17 protein-coding genes and 1 tRNA gene are annotated in these 14,945 nt (G+C 67.6%); 9 read left to right on the forward strand and 9 right to left on the reverse strand.

The window, feature by feature from the left end; genetic code table 11:
* Positions 1-17: 17 nt before the first annotated feature.
* From LDO22_RS17580 to LDO22_RS17590, 3 genes are all read left to right on the forward strand, one after another.
* The gene (locus LDO22_RS17580) at positions 18-644 is read left to right on the forward strand and encodes a bacterial proteasome activator family protein (RefSeq protein WP_159632930.1); all 627 of its coding nucleotides are present in this window, start codon (positions 18-20) and stop codon (positions 642-644) included.
* Between the two features lie 7 nt (positions 645-651).
* Positions 652-1,095, forward strand: coding sequence for a hypothetical protein (locus LDO22_RS17585; protein WP_159632929.1), 444 nt, complete (start codon positions 652-654; stop codon positions 1,093-1,095).
* A 116-nt stretch (positions 1,096-1,211) separates the two neighbouring features.
* Positions 1,212-2,057, forward strand: a complete 846-nt coding sequence (locus tag LDO22_RS17590) for an aldo/keto reductase (protein ID WP_224024954.1) — start codon at positions 1,212-1,214, stop codon at positions 2,055-2,057.
* Between the two features lie 138 nt (positions 2,058-2,195).
* Here the strand turns inward: LDO22_RS17590 and LDO22_RS17595 are convergent, their stop codons facing one another.
* The 3 genes from LDO22_RS17595 to LDO22_RS17605 form a co-directional block, all read right to left on the reverse strand.
* On the reverse strand, positions 2,196-2,381 hold the full coding sequence (locus LDO22_RS17595) for a hypothetical protein (protein ID WP_159632927.1): 186 nt from the start codon (positions 2,379-2,381) through the stop codon (positions 2,196-2,198).
* Between the two features lie 99 nt (positions 2,382-2,480).
* A complete protein-coding gene (locus LDO22_RS17600; RefSeq protein ID WP_224024956.1) occupies positions 2,481-3,572 on the reverse strand; it encodes a hypothetical protein in 1,092 nt (363 codons plus the stop codon).
* 72 nt (positions 3,573-3,644) lie between these two features.
* A complete protein-coding gene (locus LDO22_RS17605; RefSeq protein ID WP_224024958.1) occupies positions 3,645-4,679 on the reverse strand; it encodes a hypothetical protein in 1,035 nt (344 codons plus the stop codon).
* 131 nt (positions 4,680-4,810) lie between these two features.
* Here LDO22_RS17605 and LDO22_RS17610 point away from each other — a divergent pair, with 131 nt between their 5' ends.
* Entirely contained in the window at positions 4,811-6,052 is a 1,242-nt protein-coding gene (locus LDO22_RS17610) for an NAD(P)/FAD-dependent oxidoreductase (protein ID WP_159632924.1), read from the forward strand.
* A 65-nt stretch (positions 6,053-6,117) separates the two neighbouring features.
* Here LDO22_RS17610 and LDO22_RS17615 read toward each other — a convergent pair whose 3' ends face one another.
* Both LDO22_RS17615 and LDO22_RS17620 read right to left on the reverse strand, forming a co-directional pair.
* The gene (locus LDO22_RS17615) at positions 6,118-6,759 is read right to left on the reverse strand and encodes a hypothetical protein (protein WP_224024960.1); all 642 of its coding nucleotides are present in this window, start codon (positions 6,757-6,759) and stop codon (positions 6,118-6,120) included.
* A gap of 142 nt (positions 6,760-6,901) precedes the next feature.
* Positions 6,902-7,837 carry a polysaccharide deacetylase family protein gene (locus LDO22_RS17620; protein ID WP_224024962.1) on the reverse strand — a complete coding sequence of 312 codons (936 nt, stop codon included), beginning with the start codon at positions 7,835-7,837 and terminating at the stop codon, positions 6,902-6,904.
* A gap of 356 nt (positions 7,838-8,193) precedes the next feature.
* Between LDO22_RS17620 and LDO22_RS17625 the strand changes: the two genes are divergently transcribed.
* From LDO22_RS17625 to LDO22_RS17635, 3 genes are all read left to right on the forward strand, one after another.
* Positions 8,194-8,409 carry a hypothetical protein gene (locus tag LDO22_RS17625; RefSeq protein ID WP_224024964.1) on the forward strand — a complete coding sequence of 72 codons (216 nt, stop codon included), beginning with the start codon at positions 8,194-8,196 and terminating at the stop codon, positions 8,407-8,409.
* A gap of 177 nt (positions 8,410-8,586) precedes the next feature.
* Positions 8,587-9,078: an HAD domain-containing protein gene (locus LDO22_RS17630; RefSeq protein ID WP_224024965.1), complete on the forward strand. Its 492-nt coding sequence runs from the start codon at positions 8,587-8,589 to the stop codon at positions 9,076-9,078.
* Between the two features lie 28 nt (positions 9,079-9,106).
* Positions 9,107-9,514 (forward strand): hypothetical protein, encoded by a 408-nt coding sequence (locus LDO22_RS17635; protein WP_224024967.1) that lies wholly within the window; start codon positions 9,107-9,109, stop codon positions 9,512-9,514.
* Positions 9,515-9,617: 103 nt separating this feature from the next.
* Here LDO22_RS17635 and LDO22_RS17640 read toward each other — a convergent pair.
* The 4 genes from LDO22_RS17640 to tmk all read right to left on the reverse strand — a co-directional run bounded on the left by LDO22_RS17640 (position 9,618) and on the right by tmk (position 13,246).
* A tRNA-Thr gene (locus LDO22_RS17640) sits at positions 9,618-9,690 on the reverse strand.
* 105 nt (positions 9,691-9,795) lie between these two features.
* Positions 9,796-11,364 carry an alpha/beta hydrolase gene (locus LDO22_RS17645; protein WP_224024969.1) on the reverse strand — a complete coding sequence of 523 codons (1,569 nt, stop codon included), beginning with the start codon at positions 11,362-11,364 and terminating at the stop codon, positions 9,796-9,798.
* Positions 11,361-12,524 carry a DNA polymerase III subunit delta' gene (locus LDO22_RS17650; protein WP_224024971.1) on the reverse strand — a complete coding sequence of 388 codons (1,164 nt, stop codon included), beginning with the start codon at positions 12,522-12,524 and terminating at the stop codon, positions 11,361-11,363. The genes LDO22_RS17645 and LDO22_RS17650 overlap by 4 nt, the downstream gene beginning before the upstream one ends.
* Entirely contained in the window at positions 12,521-13,246 is a 726-nt protein-coding gene (gene tmk / locus LDO22_RS17655; RefSeq protein ID WP_224024973.1) for a dTMP kinase, read from the reverse strand. The genes LDO22_RS17650 and tmk overlap by 4 nt, the downstream gene beginning before the upstream one ends.
* Before the next feature lie 133 nt (positions 13,247-13,379).
* Between tmk and LDO22_RS17660 the strand changes: the two genes are divergently transcribed.
* Together LDO22_RS17660 and LDO22_RS17665 are read left to right on the forward strand one after the other, a co-directional pair.
* Entirely contained in the window at positions 13,380-14,570 is a 1,191-nt protein-coding gene (locus tag LDO22_RS17660) for an aminotransferase class I/II-fold pyridoxal phosphate-dependent enzyme (RefSeq protein ID WP_224024974.1), read from the forward strand.
* A gap of 9 nt (positions 14,571-14,579) precedes the next feature.
* Positions 14,580-14,933: a DUF2516 family protein gene (locus tag LDO22_RS17665; RefSeq protein ID WP_159632915.1), complete on the forward strand. Its 354-nt coding sequence runs from the start codon at positions 14,580-14,582 to the stop codon at positions 14,931-14,933.
* The last annotated feature ends 12 nt before the right edge of the window (positions 14,934-14,945 follow it).

Below are 14,945 nucleotides of genomic sequence, written 5' to 3' on the forward strand. Positions count from 1 at the left end.
CGTGAGAGTATGAACGCATGAGCGATCCCAATGACACTCAGGCAGCTGAGGACCTCCCTGTAGAAGGCACCCCCGTTGATGACAACGAGGCACCTGTCCAGGCCCCGTCTGACGGGGACGGCAGGCCGCGGGGCAGCAGCCTGCAGGACCTGGTGGATGAGCCCGCCAAAGTGATGCGGATCGGCACCATGATCCGGCAGCTCCTCGAAGAGGTGAAGTCCGCACCCCTGGATGACGCCGCGAGGGGCCGGCTCGCCGCCATCCACAAGCGCTCCATCAAGGAGCTTGAGGACGGCCTCGCACCCGAGCTGGTAGCGGAACTGGACCGGATCAACCTGCCCTTCTCCGACGACGCCACGCCCTCCGATGCCGAGCTCCGGATCGCCCAGGCCCAGCTGGTGGGATGGCTCGAAGGCTTGTTCCACGGTATCCAGACCGCCATCGCTGCCCAGCACGCCGCCCGGGAACACGCCGCAGCCCAGCTGCAGCTGCGCCAGCTGCCGCCCGGCACCATGATTGCCCCCGGCGTCGTGATTGGGGAAAACGGCGAGCCACAGCGGGCCCCGGCCGGCGCCCGGCCGGGGCAGGCTGCACGGCCCGGCCAGCGTGAGGACCCGGACCACGGCCCGGGCCAGTACCTGTAGGCCCCGCTTGGGCTTTTTCAGCGCCGCCAGGCAGGGGCGCAAGGATGACGCGGAACTGGGCAAGGGGTTGTGGCGCCGCGCGCACGACCGCTTCCATCGGGGACTGGACCGCTTCCACCAGGTCCTCGAGGGCGTGGAGGATGACCAGCTGTACGGCGAGCTGGTGGACATCGCCAACCAGCTCGCTGCCCTGCTTCCGCGCGTCCGGACTGTCTGCATGGAGGCGCAGCGGCGTGCCCCAAGCGACGGGCTGGACATACCGGCGGCCCTGGCGGACGTCCATAGATCCTTGTCCAAGGCAGGGAACTCGCTGGCAACGACGGCAGAAGCGGCGGCTATGCTGCGGCTCGCCGTGGGGCCGGTACCGGTGGGTGCAGCATCCGTCCACCGCCGCGCCGAGTCTGTCTTCCAGCAGGTGGAGGACGCCGAGAGGCAGCTTCACGCGGAATAGCTGCACGGGTGCCGCCGGAATATTCCCGATTTGGAAGCCTACTTTCCAGTTAAGCGTGTGGCTGACAGGGCCCGAATCAGGGGCGCCGGGGCGGGCAGCTTTGGCAGGATGAAAGCATGACTCTTTCACCTACCTTGACTTTCAACGACGGAAACACGATCCCTCAGCTCGGCTACGGTGTGTGGCAGGTTGAGGACGACGTGGCTGAAAAGGTCGTGCGCCAGGCGTTCGAGGCCGGCTTCCGGCACATCGACACCGCAAAGATCTACGGCAATGAGGCAGGCGTGGGCCGTGCCATTGCAAGCTCCGGCCTGTCTCCGGAAGAAATCTTCATCACCACCAAGCTGTGGAACGCGGACCAGGGCTACGAGCCCACCCTCGCCGCTTTCGAGGAGTCCATGGACCGGCTCGGCCTGGAAACCCTCGACCTGTACCTGATCCACTGGATGCAGCCCAAGCAGGACAAGTACGTTGACACCTGGAAGGCGCTGATTGAACTCCAGAAGCGCGGACGGGTGAAGTCCATCGGTGTCTCGAACTTCACTGCAGAGGGCCTGCAGCGGCTTATCGACGAAACGGGCGTGGTTCCGGCCATCCACCAGATCGAGCTGCACCCCTACTTCAGCCAGCGCGAACTGCGCGAGTTCGGTGCCGCCAAGGGCATCCTGACCCAGGCATGGTCCCCGCTGGGCCAGGGCGGGGAACTGCTGCAGGACCCGGCGGTCGTCTCCATCGCTGCCAAGCACCAGGCCACCCCGGCCCAGGTGGTCATCGCCTGGCACCTGGCGATCGGCAACGTGGTGATCCCCAAGTCTGTGACGGAGTCACGGATCAAGGAGAACTTCGCAGCCCTCGAGGTATCCCTCGATCCGGAAGACGTCGAAGCCATCAACAACCTGGACCGGACCGCCGGCGGCGAAGGCCGCATCGGACCCGATCCCGCGGTCTCCGACTTCGCCTAGGCCGCGACGGCGGCACCGGTCCCAGCGGCCGGTGGAAGCCCGCCAAGCCAAACTCCAGCCCGTGCTGCCGGCAACCGCCAGGCAGCACGGGCTGAGGCCTTTAATGTGGGCTGTACCGGGCCCGGAGGACGCGGCCGGTCAGGCAGCGATCTGGACGTGTTCCACGGTCACGGCGTCCACCACGGCCCAGCTGTCCTCGCCGTGGCAGTGCCGGCCGGCGAAGCGCTCGGCTTCTTCAAGCGTGTCAAAGACCTCGGACCGGGCCCGGCCGCAGTCGGCGTCGAAGTACGTCACGTGAAATTCCTGTGTTGCTTGGTTTTCCATGAATCCAGTCTGCAACCGGGGTCTGACATTTGTTGGAACCGACTCCGCGTGTTGTGGACCGGCCGGGCAGGGGCCGCGGGAGGGGTTGTGGCCGCCCGGTCAGCGCGCCCCTGCATCCTGGGTAGTGGCCGCGGCCGTCCGCACCTTCAGCGTAAGTGCGGCGAGTGCGAGCATTCCGAGTCCGGTCCAGACAAGGGTCCCGCTCCAGACCTCGGGAGAGAAACTCAGGGCGCCGTCGTGGAGTGCCACGCCGGCGAAATACGGGGCCCAGAACACCACCGGAGTGAGGCCTGCCGCAGCCATGAGCCGTGCGGGACGGCCAGGGGTTGGACGGACCACCGCCCACACCACTCCCACGAGGATGGAACCGACTAGGGCAACCGGGACCAGCCAGGCGTCGCGCAGCGCCACCATGACCTGCAGGGCCACGGAAGGCACCAGCGCCATGGCCGCCGGAACGGCAGGGTGCAGGCGCCAACGCAGCGACAGCAACAGGACGGGAACAAAGAGCGCGACCGTCGAGACGAGGAACGACGCCAGGGACACCATGATGCTTGAGGACGTCGGAACCGTCACCGTGGGCTGCGTCCCGGCAACGGTTGTGTACGTCTGGATGAGTCCGTGGCGGGCGAAGACCGCGAACTCCTGCAGGATGAACGCGGCAACCATGCCGGCGAGCACGGCGCTGGCGACGACCGGGAGCAGCCGTGGCCACGGCCGGGCCGGGGTGTGCCACGCGGCGGAGAAGGGTGCGCCCAGGATGAGGAAGCCGCCGGTGGCCAGGCCCAGGTGGGACGGGCTGAACAGGGCGCTGATGTTCTGCTCGATCCCGAACACCGAATGCCAGGCGAAGTCTCCTGCCCCGGATGCGAGGAAGAGTACGACGCCGGCTGCTGCGGCCCCGTAGCCGGCGGGGACGGCGTCCGTCCACCGCGTGCCCGGTGCATGCCGGCGCCAGGTCAGCGCGGCGATCCACACGGCACAGGCAGCGAAGCCCGAGTAGAGGACCGCGTGCCACGGAGTGAAGAACGTCTCGAGGTCGCGCAGGTTGTTGTGGGCCCACCCGTCAACGTAGGTCCCGGTGACGAGCCAGGCGCCCGCTGCCAGGGTGATGCTGTCTTCCCTGGCCGTGGTGGGGCGGTGGACTGATACCGGCGGAATCGCAAAGGCATGAGTTGCTGCGGCGTCCATAGCTCCAGAGTAGGTCCCGCCCGCGCCCGGGGCGAGAGGATTTTCCCGGGCCGTTCCCGTATGCGCCTTCCCTTAGTTGCTGCCCAGGCGGAGTACGCGCTCCTGCGCCAGCATGGCGGTCCGGCTGGCTTTGTCTGCCGCCCGTGCGGCCTGTTTCGCTTCGGCCGCGGTGGTGGCCAGCCGCTTGCGGGAGCGGTCAAGGCGTTCTTCGGCGGCCTTGAGCCGGCTCCTGAGTTCAGCCGTTTCCTGCAGCAGGTCCGCGATGTCCGCACGCGCCTGCTCTTCCTGCTCCCGCAGGCCGCCGGCCAGTTGGGATGCTGCTTCTTCGGCCTCCAGGGCCTCCGCGAGGGCGGCCCTGGCCCGTTCCAGCGCGGGCGGCGAGGCCGGGCGTGGAGTCTGCCGGACTGCCTCAAGCCGGGGCTTTGCCGGAGTTGGCCCGGTGCCGTGCGGCGGCGTCGTCCGCGTCTTCGATGCCGCCACGTTCGCCGCCGGAGTTTCCCCGCCCGGCGGCTTCGCTTCTGCCGTCTTCTTACCGGCCAACCGCCGTGCAGGCGGAGGAGTACCGGCGGCCCGGTTCGGCGGTGCGGCCGGAAGCAGTCCGGGGAGGGCCACCGCACCGTCCAGGTCCACGTCGTTGACGCCGTCTGCGGAGAGGACTTTCAGCAACCGCCCGCTGGCAACGGCGTTGGCTGCACCCGTGTCTGCCGTCAGGGCCCGGAGGGTTTCCTCGACGTCGGATGCCATCCCGTCGCTGATGGGCCGGCCCTGCTCCCGGGCCACAGCCCGGGCGGTGTCGACGGCGTCTGCGAGCATGGCGCGCCGCTCCCGGCCGAGTTCGCGCAGGGCAGCGGCGTCCAGCGAGTCCTGGGCGGCCCGCATCCGTACCCCAAGGTCGCCCAGCCGGGCCGGCACGTCCGGCCGCTGCCTGGCAAGCATGTTGAGCGCCCACGCGGCGACGGACGGTTTCGGCAGTCCCCGCACCGCTGCCGCGAGGTCCTTGTCCCGGCCTGCTGCCTCCTTGGCGGCGGCGGCGCGGGCTGGAATGAAGTCCTCCAGCGCCCCTGCATACAGCCGGTCGGCAATGTCCGCCAGGGCTTCGTCTTCCATGCCGCCATCTTAGGGGCCGGGAACGCTGCCTTTGGAGATTCACCGGCGTGGGAGCCCGGCACACGCCCCCCACGGCGGGTACGGGAAAAGGCACCCTGTTACTCAAACGCCGGGAGGGGTAAGTTGCACGAATGGACGATTCATATCAGGTCATCGTGGTTGGCGGCGGATTTGCCGGGAAAGCTGCGGCTGAAGAGTTGGGCCGCAAAGGTGTCCGCGTTCTGCTGCTTGACGCCAACAGTTATCAACAGTTCCAGCCACTCCTCTACCAGGTGGCTGCGTCCCAGATCGGCGTGTCCACGGTGACGCGGCCGCTGCGCGCGGAGTTCCGCGGAATCAACAGCGTCCGGGTCCTGACGGCGGAGGTGACCGCCATCGACGCGGCGAACCGGACCGTGACCACCGCGGACGGTTCCACCTACCGGGCCCAGGCCCTGGTCATTGCCACGGGGGCAGTTCCGAACTTCTTCAACACCCCTGGCGCGGATGAGCATGCCTACCCGCTGTACTCCGTGGCGGATGCAACACGGCTCAGCGCGGCCATTACCGCCATTCTGGACGAGGCCGACCGCGAGCCCGGGGCAGGCGCCGACGTCATTGTGGTGGGCGGTGGCCCCACCGGCGTGGAGACTGCCGGCGCACTGGCCGAAAACGTCAAATACCTCGTGCCGAAGTACTTCTCGCCGGAGCTGGCGGATCGCTGCCATGTCCATCTGGTGGATATGGTTCCAAACGTCCTTGCGGCCTTTTCGGAGAAATCGCAGGCGTATGCCCGGGACCGCCTCACCAAACTCGGCGTGCAGCTGCATATGGGCCAGCCCGTGGCTGACGTCCGCCCGGACGGGGTGACCCTCAAAGACGGGACGGTGATTCCTGCCCGGGTGGTGGTGTGGGCCGGCGGGCTGCAGGCCGGGCGGATCATTACCGAGTCCGGCCTGAAGCAGGGCAGGGGCGGCCGCGTGGACGTCCAGCCCGATCTGAGCGTCCCTGACGTCGAGGGCGTCTATGTGCTGGGCGACTCTGCCAACATCACCGACGCAGCCGGGAACAAGCTGCCGCAGCTCGGGTCGGTGGCCCAGCAATCGGGTAAGTGGGCGGCCCGCAACATCTACGCGGACCTTACCGGCGGTGTGCGCGAGCCCTTCCGCTACTGGGACAAGGGGTACATGGCCATGGTGGGACGCGGCGCGGCGGTCGCGGAACTGGGCCGCCGGCGCCTGCAGCTGCAGGGGCCCTTGGCATTCGTGTCATGGTTGGCGGTCCACCTGGCCCTGCTCCCCGGATTCCAGCAGAAAGTCAGGGCGCTGTTTTCCTGGGCCAACGGCTACGTCACCCACAGCCCCTCCCAGGTGGTGGTGGGCAGGCCGGATTAGGGCCCTTCACCCGGCGGATGGGGCTGGCTGCCGGGCGCCAGCCCCGGTGGGCTGGCCCGCCGTCGTCAGTTCCTTTCGAAACTCACCAGACGGCCCGCAACGGCCCACCCGGATGCCTCGTAGGAGGCGGCAGCGTCCGGATTGACCACCATATGCAGGTACTCGGCGCCATGGAGGAATGCCTCCTCCGCCATCGCAGCGAACAGGCCCCGTTCGAAGGCCTCTTTCCCGGGCCCCTGCGGGAGTTCCGTGATGGCCACCGCCGCGAAGGCATCTCGCACCTGGATGCGTCCCTTGGCGACGGGGTGGTCGAAAACGGTGATTTCGACGGCGTCATAGGTCTCCATCGGTGCCAGGGCCACCTGGGAGTTTTCAGGGAGCTCCACAGCCGCGTCGAGCCCGGCTGTCGGGGCCATGAGCAGGACCTGCTCAGCCACGGGAGCGAGGCCGCCGGGTGCCAGGCCCTCTGCGGCGCCGGCGTCAGCGCAAAGCAGGGTAAGGCGCACCCCGGGCTCGCCAGCGGCCTGCCCTGCAAGTTTCTCAGCATCAGGTCCCGGCCAGCCAGCCACGTACTCCTTGCCTGCGGGGTCCTGCCCCATGCCGGCCTCGACGACGAAGCCCGCGCCGATGGGGTCTGCGCCGCGTTCCTGGAGGTCCGCCCAGGCGGGAACCCAGCCGATTGCGGGAAGGCCGTGTTGTTCCGGCATGGGCAGTTCCTCACGTTCGGCAGCGTCAGGACAGGTCCTTCCGATGCGGCTTGGCAGGTTCCCTGTCAACGTATCGGATCGGCACGTGGGCCGCCAGCGGACCGGCACGGCGGAGCCAGGGCTGACGCTTCGGTGCAGTGGGTCAGGGCAGGTGGGCGAAGGACATGCCTGCCGCGAGCAGTTTGTCCACTGCCTGTTTCAGGCCTTCCGCTGTTCCGCCGTTGGGGTGGTTCCCGTGGCAGATGACCACGTCCCCCGCCCGGGCCTTGCCCACCTCCCTGGCAACGACGGCGGCGGGATAGGTTGCGCCGCCGTCGCCATTGATGCTGAAGCCCACCGGCTTGACGCCCAAAGCACCCAGGATGTCCGTGGCGACGTCGTCCATGTAGGCGGTGCCTGGGCGGAAGTACCGGGGACGCTTACCCGTAATGCCTGCCAGGGCGTCATCGTTCGGCATGACCTCGTCATAGACTTCCCCGGCGTTCCGGGTGCCCGGGATGCCATACGCCGTATTGCCGGTGGTGGACAGCGGCTTGTGGGAAGTCCCGTGGTTGGCCACCTCGAAGAGGGGGTCCGCCGCAAGCTGCCGCGTGGCAGCGGGGTTGGCATTGATCCAGCGGGAGTTCAGGAAGAGCGTGGCCGGGATGTGGCGTTGGCGCAGCGTGTCGAGCAGCGCCTGGTCATAGCCGCTGCCGCCGGGGCCGCCGCAAAAGTCAAAAGTAAGGGCGATTCCCTGTGATGGGGGCGGCAGTCGCGTCAGGACTCCGGGTGCCTCCAGGCCCCAGTACCGGGCCGGGTGCTTCCCGTAGGTGTCAACAATCCGGGCGCGTGACGGTACGGGCGCTGCCGGCGTGTTGGGGGCGGGCGCGTCGCCGTCGGGGCCGGAGTGCAGGACGGTCGAGCTGGTACCCGCTGCATCGTCGGGCGCCGGCGTATCCGATCCCCTCACTTGGTGCTTGGGGTGCGGCTGCAGGTCGGGCACGGCGGAGGACATCGTCAGCACTGCCGCCAGCAAAACCGCCCTGCGGCCGGGGCCCTTCCCGTCCTGGCTCATATGCCGGGGGACCTGTGGTTCCACCGCTAGTTCCCCTTCCGAAACTGTTCTGCGGCCCGTGCCCGGCTTGCCCTGTCCGGGCCGGCAGACGGGGAAGGCGCGGGCAGGCTGCAGCCTGCGGGAAATGCAGCGTCGAAGGCAGCAGCGCGCGCAACAGCAGCCTGGAAGCGGGGGGTCATACCGGGAGGATACCTTGGCTGCCTTGCCGTTTCCTGAACCTTGGCCGGCGCCGGGGCGGCGGCCGTAATAAAGCGCCCGCCGCAGGGACTTTGGTCCCTGTGCCCTCCGCCCGGGCCGGCGTTTACTTGTGGTTTGGGGTGGGCGCAGCAGCCCGCTTCAGAGTCAGTTTTGTCACCTGAGCACGGAGGCTACATCCAGCAATGAACCTCAAAGACCGGTGGGGCCGCCTTGACCCGGCAACCCAGAAGTGGCTGATCGACAACCCGGGATGCCAGATACTGCCACGAACAATCACGGCGGTGATCTCCAAAGAGAGCGGGGAGAGCCTTCCCACGGGACAGCACGGCGAGGCGGCCGTTTCCCGCGAAGACCAGGACTTCATCCGATCGAAGCTGAACGAGTTTCCAAAGGCCTGAGGCCCCGCCCGACCACGGCGTGGCCCGCGAAAATTCGGCGCACCCGCAGGTAGTAAACTCAGCGCAACATTGGCACTTGGGGGAGTGGGACATGACAGCAGCAACCTCACCGGCGGCGGCCGGGTTCACCGGCCCGGTGGTCCGTCGGACAGCCCGCGGTGCCGTTACTTTCCCGTCGTGCATCAAACCGTGAAGCCCATCATCCTGCTCGACATCGATGGCGTCCTGAATCCCGCCGTGCGCCCGGGCGGCGGGAGTGACGGGCCGCTGCTTCGGCTCTCCAACGAGAAGCGCGCCCTGGTCCGGCGCCTGGCCCGCAGCGGACGCATCGCGTGGGCGTCCACCTGGCCGGCGGACACGGTAGCCGGGCTGGAAGCCCAGCTGGAGCTCGACGTCGAACCGCTGCGGGTCACCATGGTGTTCCGGCAGTCCGACGCGGGCGTGCCGACGCCAAAACTGACATCGATTGCCCGGTGGCTGTCCAGGATGGACGCCGGCGACAACGCTGACTGGGACTCAGTCGTATGGATCGATGACGTCCTTGGCCCGGACGCCAGGGAATGGGCCAGCGGTCATGGCCAGCCGGTGCACCTCGAACAGCCTGATCCTGACCACGGCCTGGCGGAAGTCCACGTGGCACGGATCGAGGCCTTCATCGCCGGCAAGTGACGAGTTGGTTGCCAAGGAGAACAGCCCGTTGGGGACGGGTTCGGACGCCGCGCGGCGGTGGGCCGGAACCACTGCCTGGATCCTGCTCGTCTTCAGCTCGCTGGTCCTGGTCGGCTACGGGATCGCTCGTGCCGATTGGTTTCTCTGGCTGCCCACGCCGGCTGAAATGGAGCAGTCGTGGACCGGCAACCTGTTTGTCTACGCCGGGTGTGCTGTGTCCGTCGCAGCTTCCGTATGGTCACATGCCCGGGGCAACCCGGTGTGGGTGACCGTCTGTGTCGGGCTGCCAGGCGTCCTCGTGGGCTGGGCGGCGCTGGTGGACCCCTACAGCCTGCTGCGTCACCTGGCCGCCGTCGTCGCATTTCCCACGGCCCTCAGCGCCGTGGCTGAGGTCATCTGGGCCCGCGGCTACCGGCAGCGGGGGCTGGGCCGGTAACGGAGGCCATTTCCCGGGCGTGCGGTAGAAGCCGGAAAAGCCGGTTAACCAGCGAAAAACCCCGGAAACCCCTAAAAGAAGGGGCTGTCCGGGGTTTATCCCGAGCTTCCTATCAGAATCGAACTGATGACCTTTTCATTACGAGTGAAACGCTCTACCGACTGAGCTAAGGAAGCACCGCACGAAATCCCCGGCGGAACCGGGCGCTTCATGCAAGAGTCAACTGTAATAGAGTCCCCGCGCCCCGGTCAAAATGGGGTGGGCCCGGGCTGCCGGGGCGGTCAGCAGACAGTGTTGTCGGCCGGAACCTTTCCACTCACCAGGTATTTGTCCACGGAGTCCTCGAGGCAGCTGTTGGCCCGGCCGTACGCGGTGTGCCCCTCGCCTTTCCAGGTCAGCAGCGCTGCGTTCCCCAGCTGCTTGCGCAGTGATGCAGCCCAGTCGACGGGGGTTGCGGGATCGCCTGTGGTGCCGATGACAACGATGGGGGAGTCCCCGCTGTATTCCACCGGCGCCGGTGTGCGGACGTTCTTGTACGGCCAGTCCGCGCAGGTGGTCCCGCCGTAGGCAAAGAAGTAGCCAAGGGTGGGGGAGTCCTGTTCCAGCCGCTTCTCTTCGGCCCGCATGCCCGCGGCGTCCGAAACCATGGGGTAGTCAAGGCAGTTGATGGCGTTGAACGCGAAGGTCGAATTGGAGGTGTACGAACCGTCGGACGCGCGGTCGGCTCCGAGGTCGGCGAGCCGGAGCATGAGGCTCACATCTCCGGACATGGCGGCCTCAAGTGCCTGGGTGAGGGCGGGCCAGCTTTGGTCGTTGTAGAGCGGGGTGATCAGGCCGCTGACAAACGTGGTTGCGTTGACCAGCCGGCCGTCCTTGGCGGTGCGGGGCGTCTCCCGGATGGAGTTGATCAGGTCACGGATCTGCTGCACGCCGGAGTCGGCGTCGCCGCTGAGCGGGCACTTGCCCTGTTTCTGGCAGCTGGCCACGTAGGTGTGGAGCGCTTTTTCGAAGGCCCGGGCCTGGCCGCTGGTCAGCTCTTCATTGGTGATGGAGGGGTCCAGGGCGCCATCAAGGACCATGCGGCCCACGTTGTCCGGGAACAGCGAGGCGTAGGTGGACCCAAGGAACGTGCCGTAGGAGTATCCGAGGTAGTTCAGCTTGGTGTCGTTCACCACGGCCCGGAGCACGTCCAGGTCCCTGGCGGCGCTGACGGTGTCGATGTGGGCCAGGACCGGGCCGGTTTGGGCCGCGCACTGGCCGGCGATGGCCTTGTTGTCCGCCAGCGCCTCCTGCAGCCCGGCATCGGTGTCGAGGGCGTAGATCTTGGCCCGGGATGCGTCACGTTCCGCGTCCGTCATGCAGGCAACGGGGGCGGAGCGCTTGACGCCCCGCGGATCGAAACCGACAAGGTCATAAGCGTTGCGGACAGCAGCTGAAAAATGGGTTCCGGCGGCATCCTTGACGAAGTCATAGCCGGAGGCACCCGGGCCGCCGGGGTTGACCAGGAGGCTGCCCGTCTTCTTGCCCGTGCTCGGCGCCCGCAGCGCAGCAAGCTGGATGGTGTCGCCGCCCGGATTGGCGTAGTCCATGGGGACAGTCACTTTGGCGCACTGGAACTCCCCCTCGCAGGGCTGCCACACCACTTCCTGCGAGTAGAACTTTTCCAGCCCGGCAGGAGCGGACGCAACGATCGAAGGATCGGCTTTGGCGGTGGCCGTCTCCGGCGGGTTCTTGCCGCCGCCGTTGAGGAGGCTGCACGAGGCCAGGACCATTGCCAGGACCAAGGCACCCGCGGCGCGGACGGCGACCGTCAGGGACTTGTGGCGTGCGGGCAGGGGGCGGGCAGTCATCGGGTCTCCTTGGAGGGCTGGATCAGGCTGGCCGCCATGGACTCGATGGTCAGCAGCGGGGCAACATTGGTGGTGGTGATGCGGTCACGGGCTTTGTTGATGGCGTCCATCCGGGCCAGCGTGGATTCCGGAGTGCTGCGGGAGGCGAACTCCTCCAGCTCACTCCTCAACTCAACGTTGACCAGTTCCACGGCGTTCCCCAGCTGGATGACCAGTACATCCCGGTAGAACGACAGCAAATCGGTGAGCGTCCGGTCCAGAGAGTCCGTGATGGATCGCTTGGCGCGGCGTTTCTGGTCGTCTTCGAGCTGTTTCAGCTGGCTGCGCATGGCCGGGGGCAGGGTTCCGGATTCCGGCGCCCCCAAAGTGGCAAGGAGGGCGGCTTTCTCCGCGGCGTCCCGCTCCTCGTTGGAGCTGTTAGCCTCTGCGGTGGCAATTTTGACCAGCTTGTCCGCCATCATGACGGCGGCCGTTACGCCCCGCAGTCCCAGCGGAAAACGGACCGTCTCCAGGCGCCGTTCCCTTGCCGCTGGATCCCTGGCCAGCCGGCGGGCAATGCCCACATGGCTCTGCGCTGTGCGGGCTGCCTGTTCCGCCAGGGCGGGGTCCACGCCGTCGCGCCTGACGAGCAGTGCGGCGACATCCGAGGCCGGCGGCAACCTCAAGGCAACGCTGCGGCAGCGCGAGCGGATGGTGACCAGGACGTCGGCAGGCGATGGCGCACACAGCATCCACACGGTGCGCGGCGTAGGTTCCTCGATGGCCTTGAGCAGCACGTTGGTGGTCCGCTCCGCCATGCGGTCAGCGTCCTCCACCACGATGATCCGCCAACGCCCCGACGACGGCCGGTTCCCCGCCGTCGCTACGAGTTCGCGGGCCTCGTCAATGGTGATGGTGACCTTTTCGGTGCGCACGAACGTCACGTCAGAATGGGTTTCGCCCAAAATCGTGTGGCACGCCTGGCATTGTCCGCAGCCGCGCAGGCCCACGTCCTCCTGGTCGCAGTTCAACGCCGCGGCGAACGCCTTGGCCGCATTGGAGCGGCCGGACCCCGGCGGCCCGGTAAAGAGCCATGCATGCGTCAGGCCCTCACCGCTGGCAGCCTGGCGCAGTTGTTCGACGACGGCGGGCTGGCCCTGCAGGTCATCCCAGACGGTCACGAGCCACCGCCGTCGCTCGCGGCACCGGGCACGGCCGGCTGCGGAACAGCATCCTGCACGGCTGCATCCTGCACTGCTGCGAAGGGAGCATCAAGCAGGGTGTCGACCTTCGCGAGGATCCGTGCGGCCAGGTCATCGACCGGCAAATGGGCCGGCAGGACCAAATAGGAGGCGGGGCGGCGCGCCGCGAGCTCAAGGAAGGCGTCACGGATGCGGGTGTGGAACTCGTCAGCTTCGGATTCCAGGCGGTCCTCGGCTGCCTGGTCCGCTGTCCTGCGGGTACGCCCCAGCTGCGGGTCAACGTCCAGGAGGACAGTCAGGTGCGGCTGGAGGCCCGACGTGGCCCACTCATTGAGGGAACGCACAGCGTCCTGGCCCAGGTCGCGGCCGGCCCCCTGGTAGGCCACGGAAGAGTCGATGTACCGGTCAGTCAGCACAATCTCGCCACGGCCAAGCGCGGGGCGGATGACCTGGGTGGCGTGGGCAGCGCGGGAAGCCGCAAAGATCAGGGCCTCCGTGTGGGCGTCGATCTCGCCGTTGCCGTGGTCCAGGACCAGGGAGCGAAGTTTTTCGCCGACGGGAGTGCCGCCGGGTTCACGGGTCCGCAGCACCGTGTAGCCGCGGGATTCCAGTGCCGCAGCAAGCCGGGCCGCCTGGGTGGACTTGCCGGCACCATCGCCACCTTCGAATGCGATGAATACGCCGGCCCTCTGTTTGTTCACTTCTCAAGCCTACCGAGGCGCGGCGACATTCCGGGCCTCCGAATATCCCCTGTGCAGGACGGGTGGATGGACCGGCGTCCACAAAGCGACATTGCTTTTCCGCCCGATTGGACCGAACAGTACGCTTTTGACCATGAGTCTTTCCGAGCACCAGGCCGCGTCCCTTTCACCCGAGACGGTGGTGGTGGCAGCGGGACGTCCGCCACGGGAAAGGGACCAGCCGGTCAATCCTCCCATCACCCTTTCCTCCACCTATTTCGGCACCGGCCCGCTCGGTGACGGGGACCGGGGCTACGGCCGCTACTCCAACCCCACCTGGGACCCCTTTGAGGAAGCTCTTGGCCAGCTTGAGGCGGCCGCGCTTCCGGGCCTGCTCTACGCATCGGGCCTGGCGGCGGTCAGCTCGGCACTGTCCCTGATTCCCGCCGGCGGCGTGCTGGTCATGCCCAACCACAGCTACTCCGGCTCGCTGGTGATGGCCTCGGAACTCGCGCAGAAAGGCTTCATCGAACTGCGGACCGTGGACATTGCCGATACCGATGCGGTCAAGGACGCCCTCGCTTCAAAAGGCCCGGAGGGGAACGCCGCCGCAATGTTGTGGCTGGAGAGCCCCACCAACCCCATGCTGGGCATCGCTGACATGACCGACGTCGCGGAGGCCGCGCATGAGGCCGGCGCAATCGTCGTCACGGACAACACGTTCTCCACGCCCCTGGTCCAGCAGCCCCTGCTGCTGGGATCCGACGTCGTCCTGCATTCGGTGACGAAGTACCTGGCCGGGCACTCCGACGTCGTCCTCGGTGCGCTGGTCACCTCCGACCCGGAAATCCGCTCCGCACTGCTGCACCACCGCATCATCCACGGCGCCATCGCCGGGCCGTTTGAGGCGTGGCTGGCCCTGCGCGGGCTGCGGACCCTCGCGCTGCGCGTGGAGCGGTCCCAGGAATCGGCCATGATCCTGGCGGAACGCCTTGCCGCGCACCCCGCCATTGAGTCCATCCGGTTCCCGGGCCTCGATACCGATCCGGGCCATGCCCGCGCCAAAGCGCAGATGAAGGGATTCGGTTCCATCATCTGCGTGCAGGTGGCGCCCGCAGCAGGGCTCAGCGGTGCCGACGCTGCGGACAAGCTGGTGGAGGCACTGGATCTTTGGCTGCCCGCCACGTCCCTGGGCGGTGTCGAGTCCCTCATCGAACGCCGGCGCCGCCACACAGCCGAACCCGCCAGCGTCCCCGAGAACCTGGTGCGGCTGAGCGTCGGGGTGGAGAGTGTCGAAGACCTTTGGGCTGACCTGAAGCAGGCGCTGGACACGCTGGACGGCTAGGCTGGGCTTGTGGACGGTCGAATAATAATCAGTTACATAGAGCAGGCAGTGTTCTTCATCCTCGGCCTGGTGGCCCTGGGGCTTGAGCTCTGGGCGTTCGTGGACTGTGCCCGGCACCGGCCCAACGCCTTCGAAGCCACCGGCAAGCGGACCAAGACGTTCTGGCTCGCCCTTACCGGCGGGTCGGCCCTGATTGGCGTAATTTCGCTGTTCGGCGCCGGCGGAGGCCTCTTCAGCACTCTTGGCCTGTTCGGACTGGCCGCGGTTGTCGCAGCCTCCGTCTACCTGGCCGATGTCCGTCCCGCCGTGAAGGACGCAGGCCGCGGCGGCAGCCGCAACATGGGCCCTTACGGTCCCTGGTGATCCGCCCCGGCA

Source organism: Arthrobacter sp. NicSoilC5 (assembly GCF_019977395.1).
In the GTDB taxonomy this organism is placed as follows: domain Bacteria; phylum Actinomycetota; class Actinomycetes; order Actinomycetales; family Micrococcaceae; genus Arthrobacter.

What these genes read in the sequence shown, in the direction of transcription:
- LDO22_RS17580 (WP_159632930.1), top strand. Translation starts at nt 18, where the DNA reads ATGAGCGATCCCAATGACACTCAGGCAGCTGAGGACCTCCCTGTAGAA.
- LDO22_RS17590 (WP_224024954.1), top strand. Translation starts at nt 1,212, where the DNA reads ATGACTCTTTCACCTACCTTGACTTTCAACGACGGAAACACGATCCCT.
- LDO22_RS17595 (WP_159632927.1), bottom strand. Translation starts at nt 2,381, where the DNA reads ATGGAAAACCAAGCAACACAGGAATTTCACGTGACGTACTTCGACGCC.
- LDO22_RS17600 (WP_224024956.1), bottom strand. Translation starts at nt 3,572, where the DNA reads ATGGACGCCGCAGCAACTCATGCCTTTGCGATTCCGCCGGTATCAGTC.
- LDO22_RS17605 (WP_224024958.1), bottom strand. Translation starts at nt 4,679, where the DNA reads ATGGAAGACGAAGCCCTGGCGGACATTGCCGACCGGCTGTATGCAGGG.
- LDO22_RS17610 (WP_159632924.1), top strand. Translation starts at nt 4,811, where the DNA reads ATGGACGATTCATATCAGGTCATCGTGGTTGGCGGCGGATTTGCCGGG.
- LDO22_RS17615 (WP_224024960.1), bottom strand. Translation starts at nt 6,759, where the DNA reads ATGCCGGAACAACACGGCCTTCCCGCAATCGGCTGGGTTCCCGCCTGG.
- LDO22_RS17625 (WP_224024964.1), top strand. Translation starts at nt 8,194, where the DNA reads ATGAACCTCAAAGACCGGTGGGGCCGCCTTGACCCGGCAACCCAGAAG.
- LDO22_RS17645 (WP_224024969.1), bottom strand. Translation starts at nt 11,364, where the DNA reads ATGACTGCCCGCCCCCTGCCCGCACGCCACAAGTCCCTGACGGTCGCC.
- LDO22_RS17660 (WP_224024974.1), top strand. Translation starts at nt 13,380, where the DNA reads ATGAGTCTTTCCGAGCACCAGGCCGCGTCCCTTTCACCCGAGACGGTG.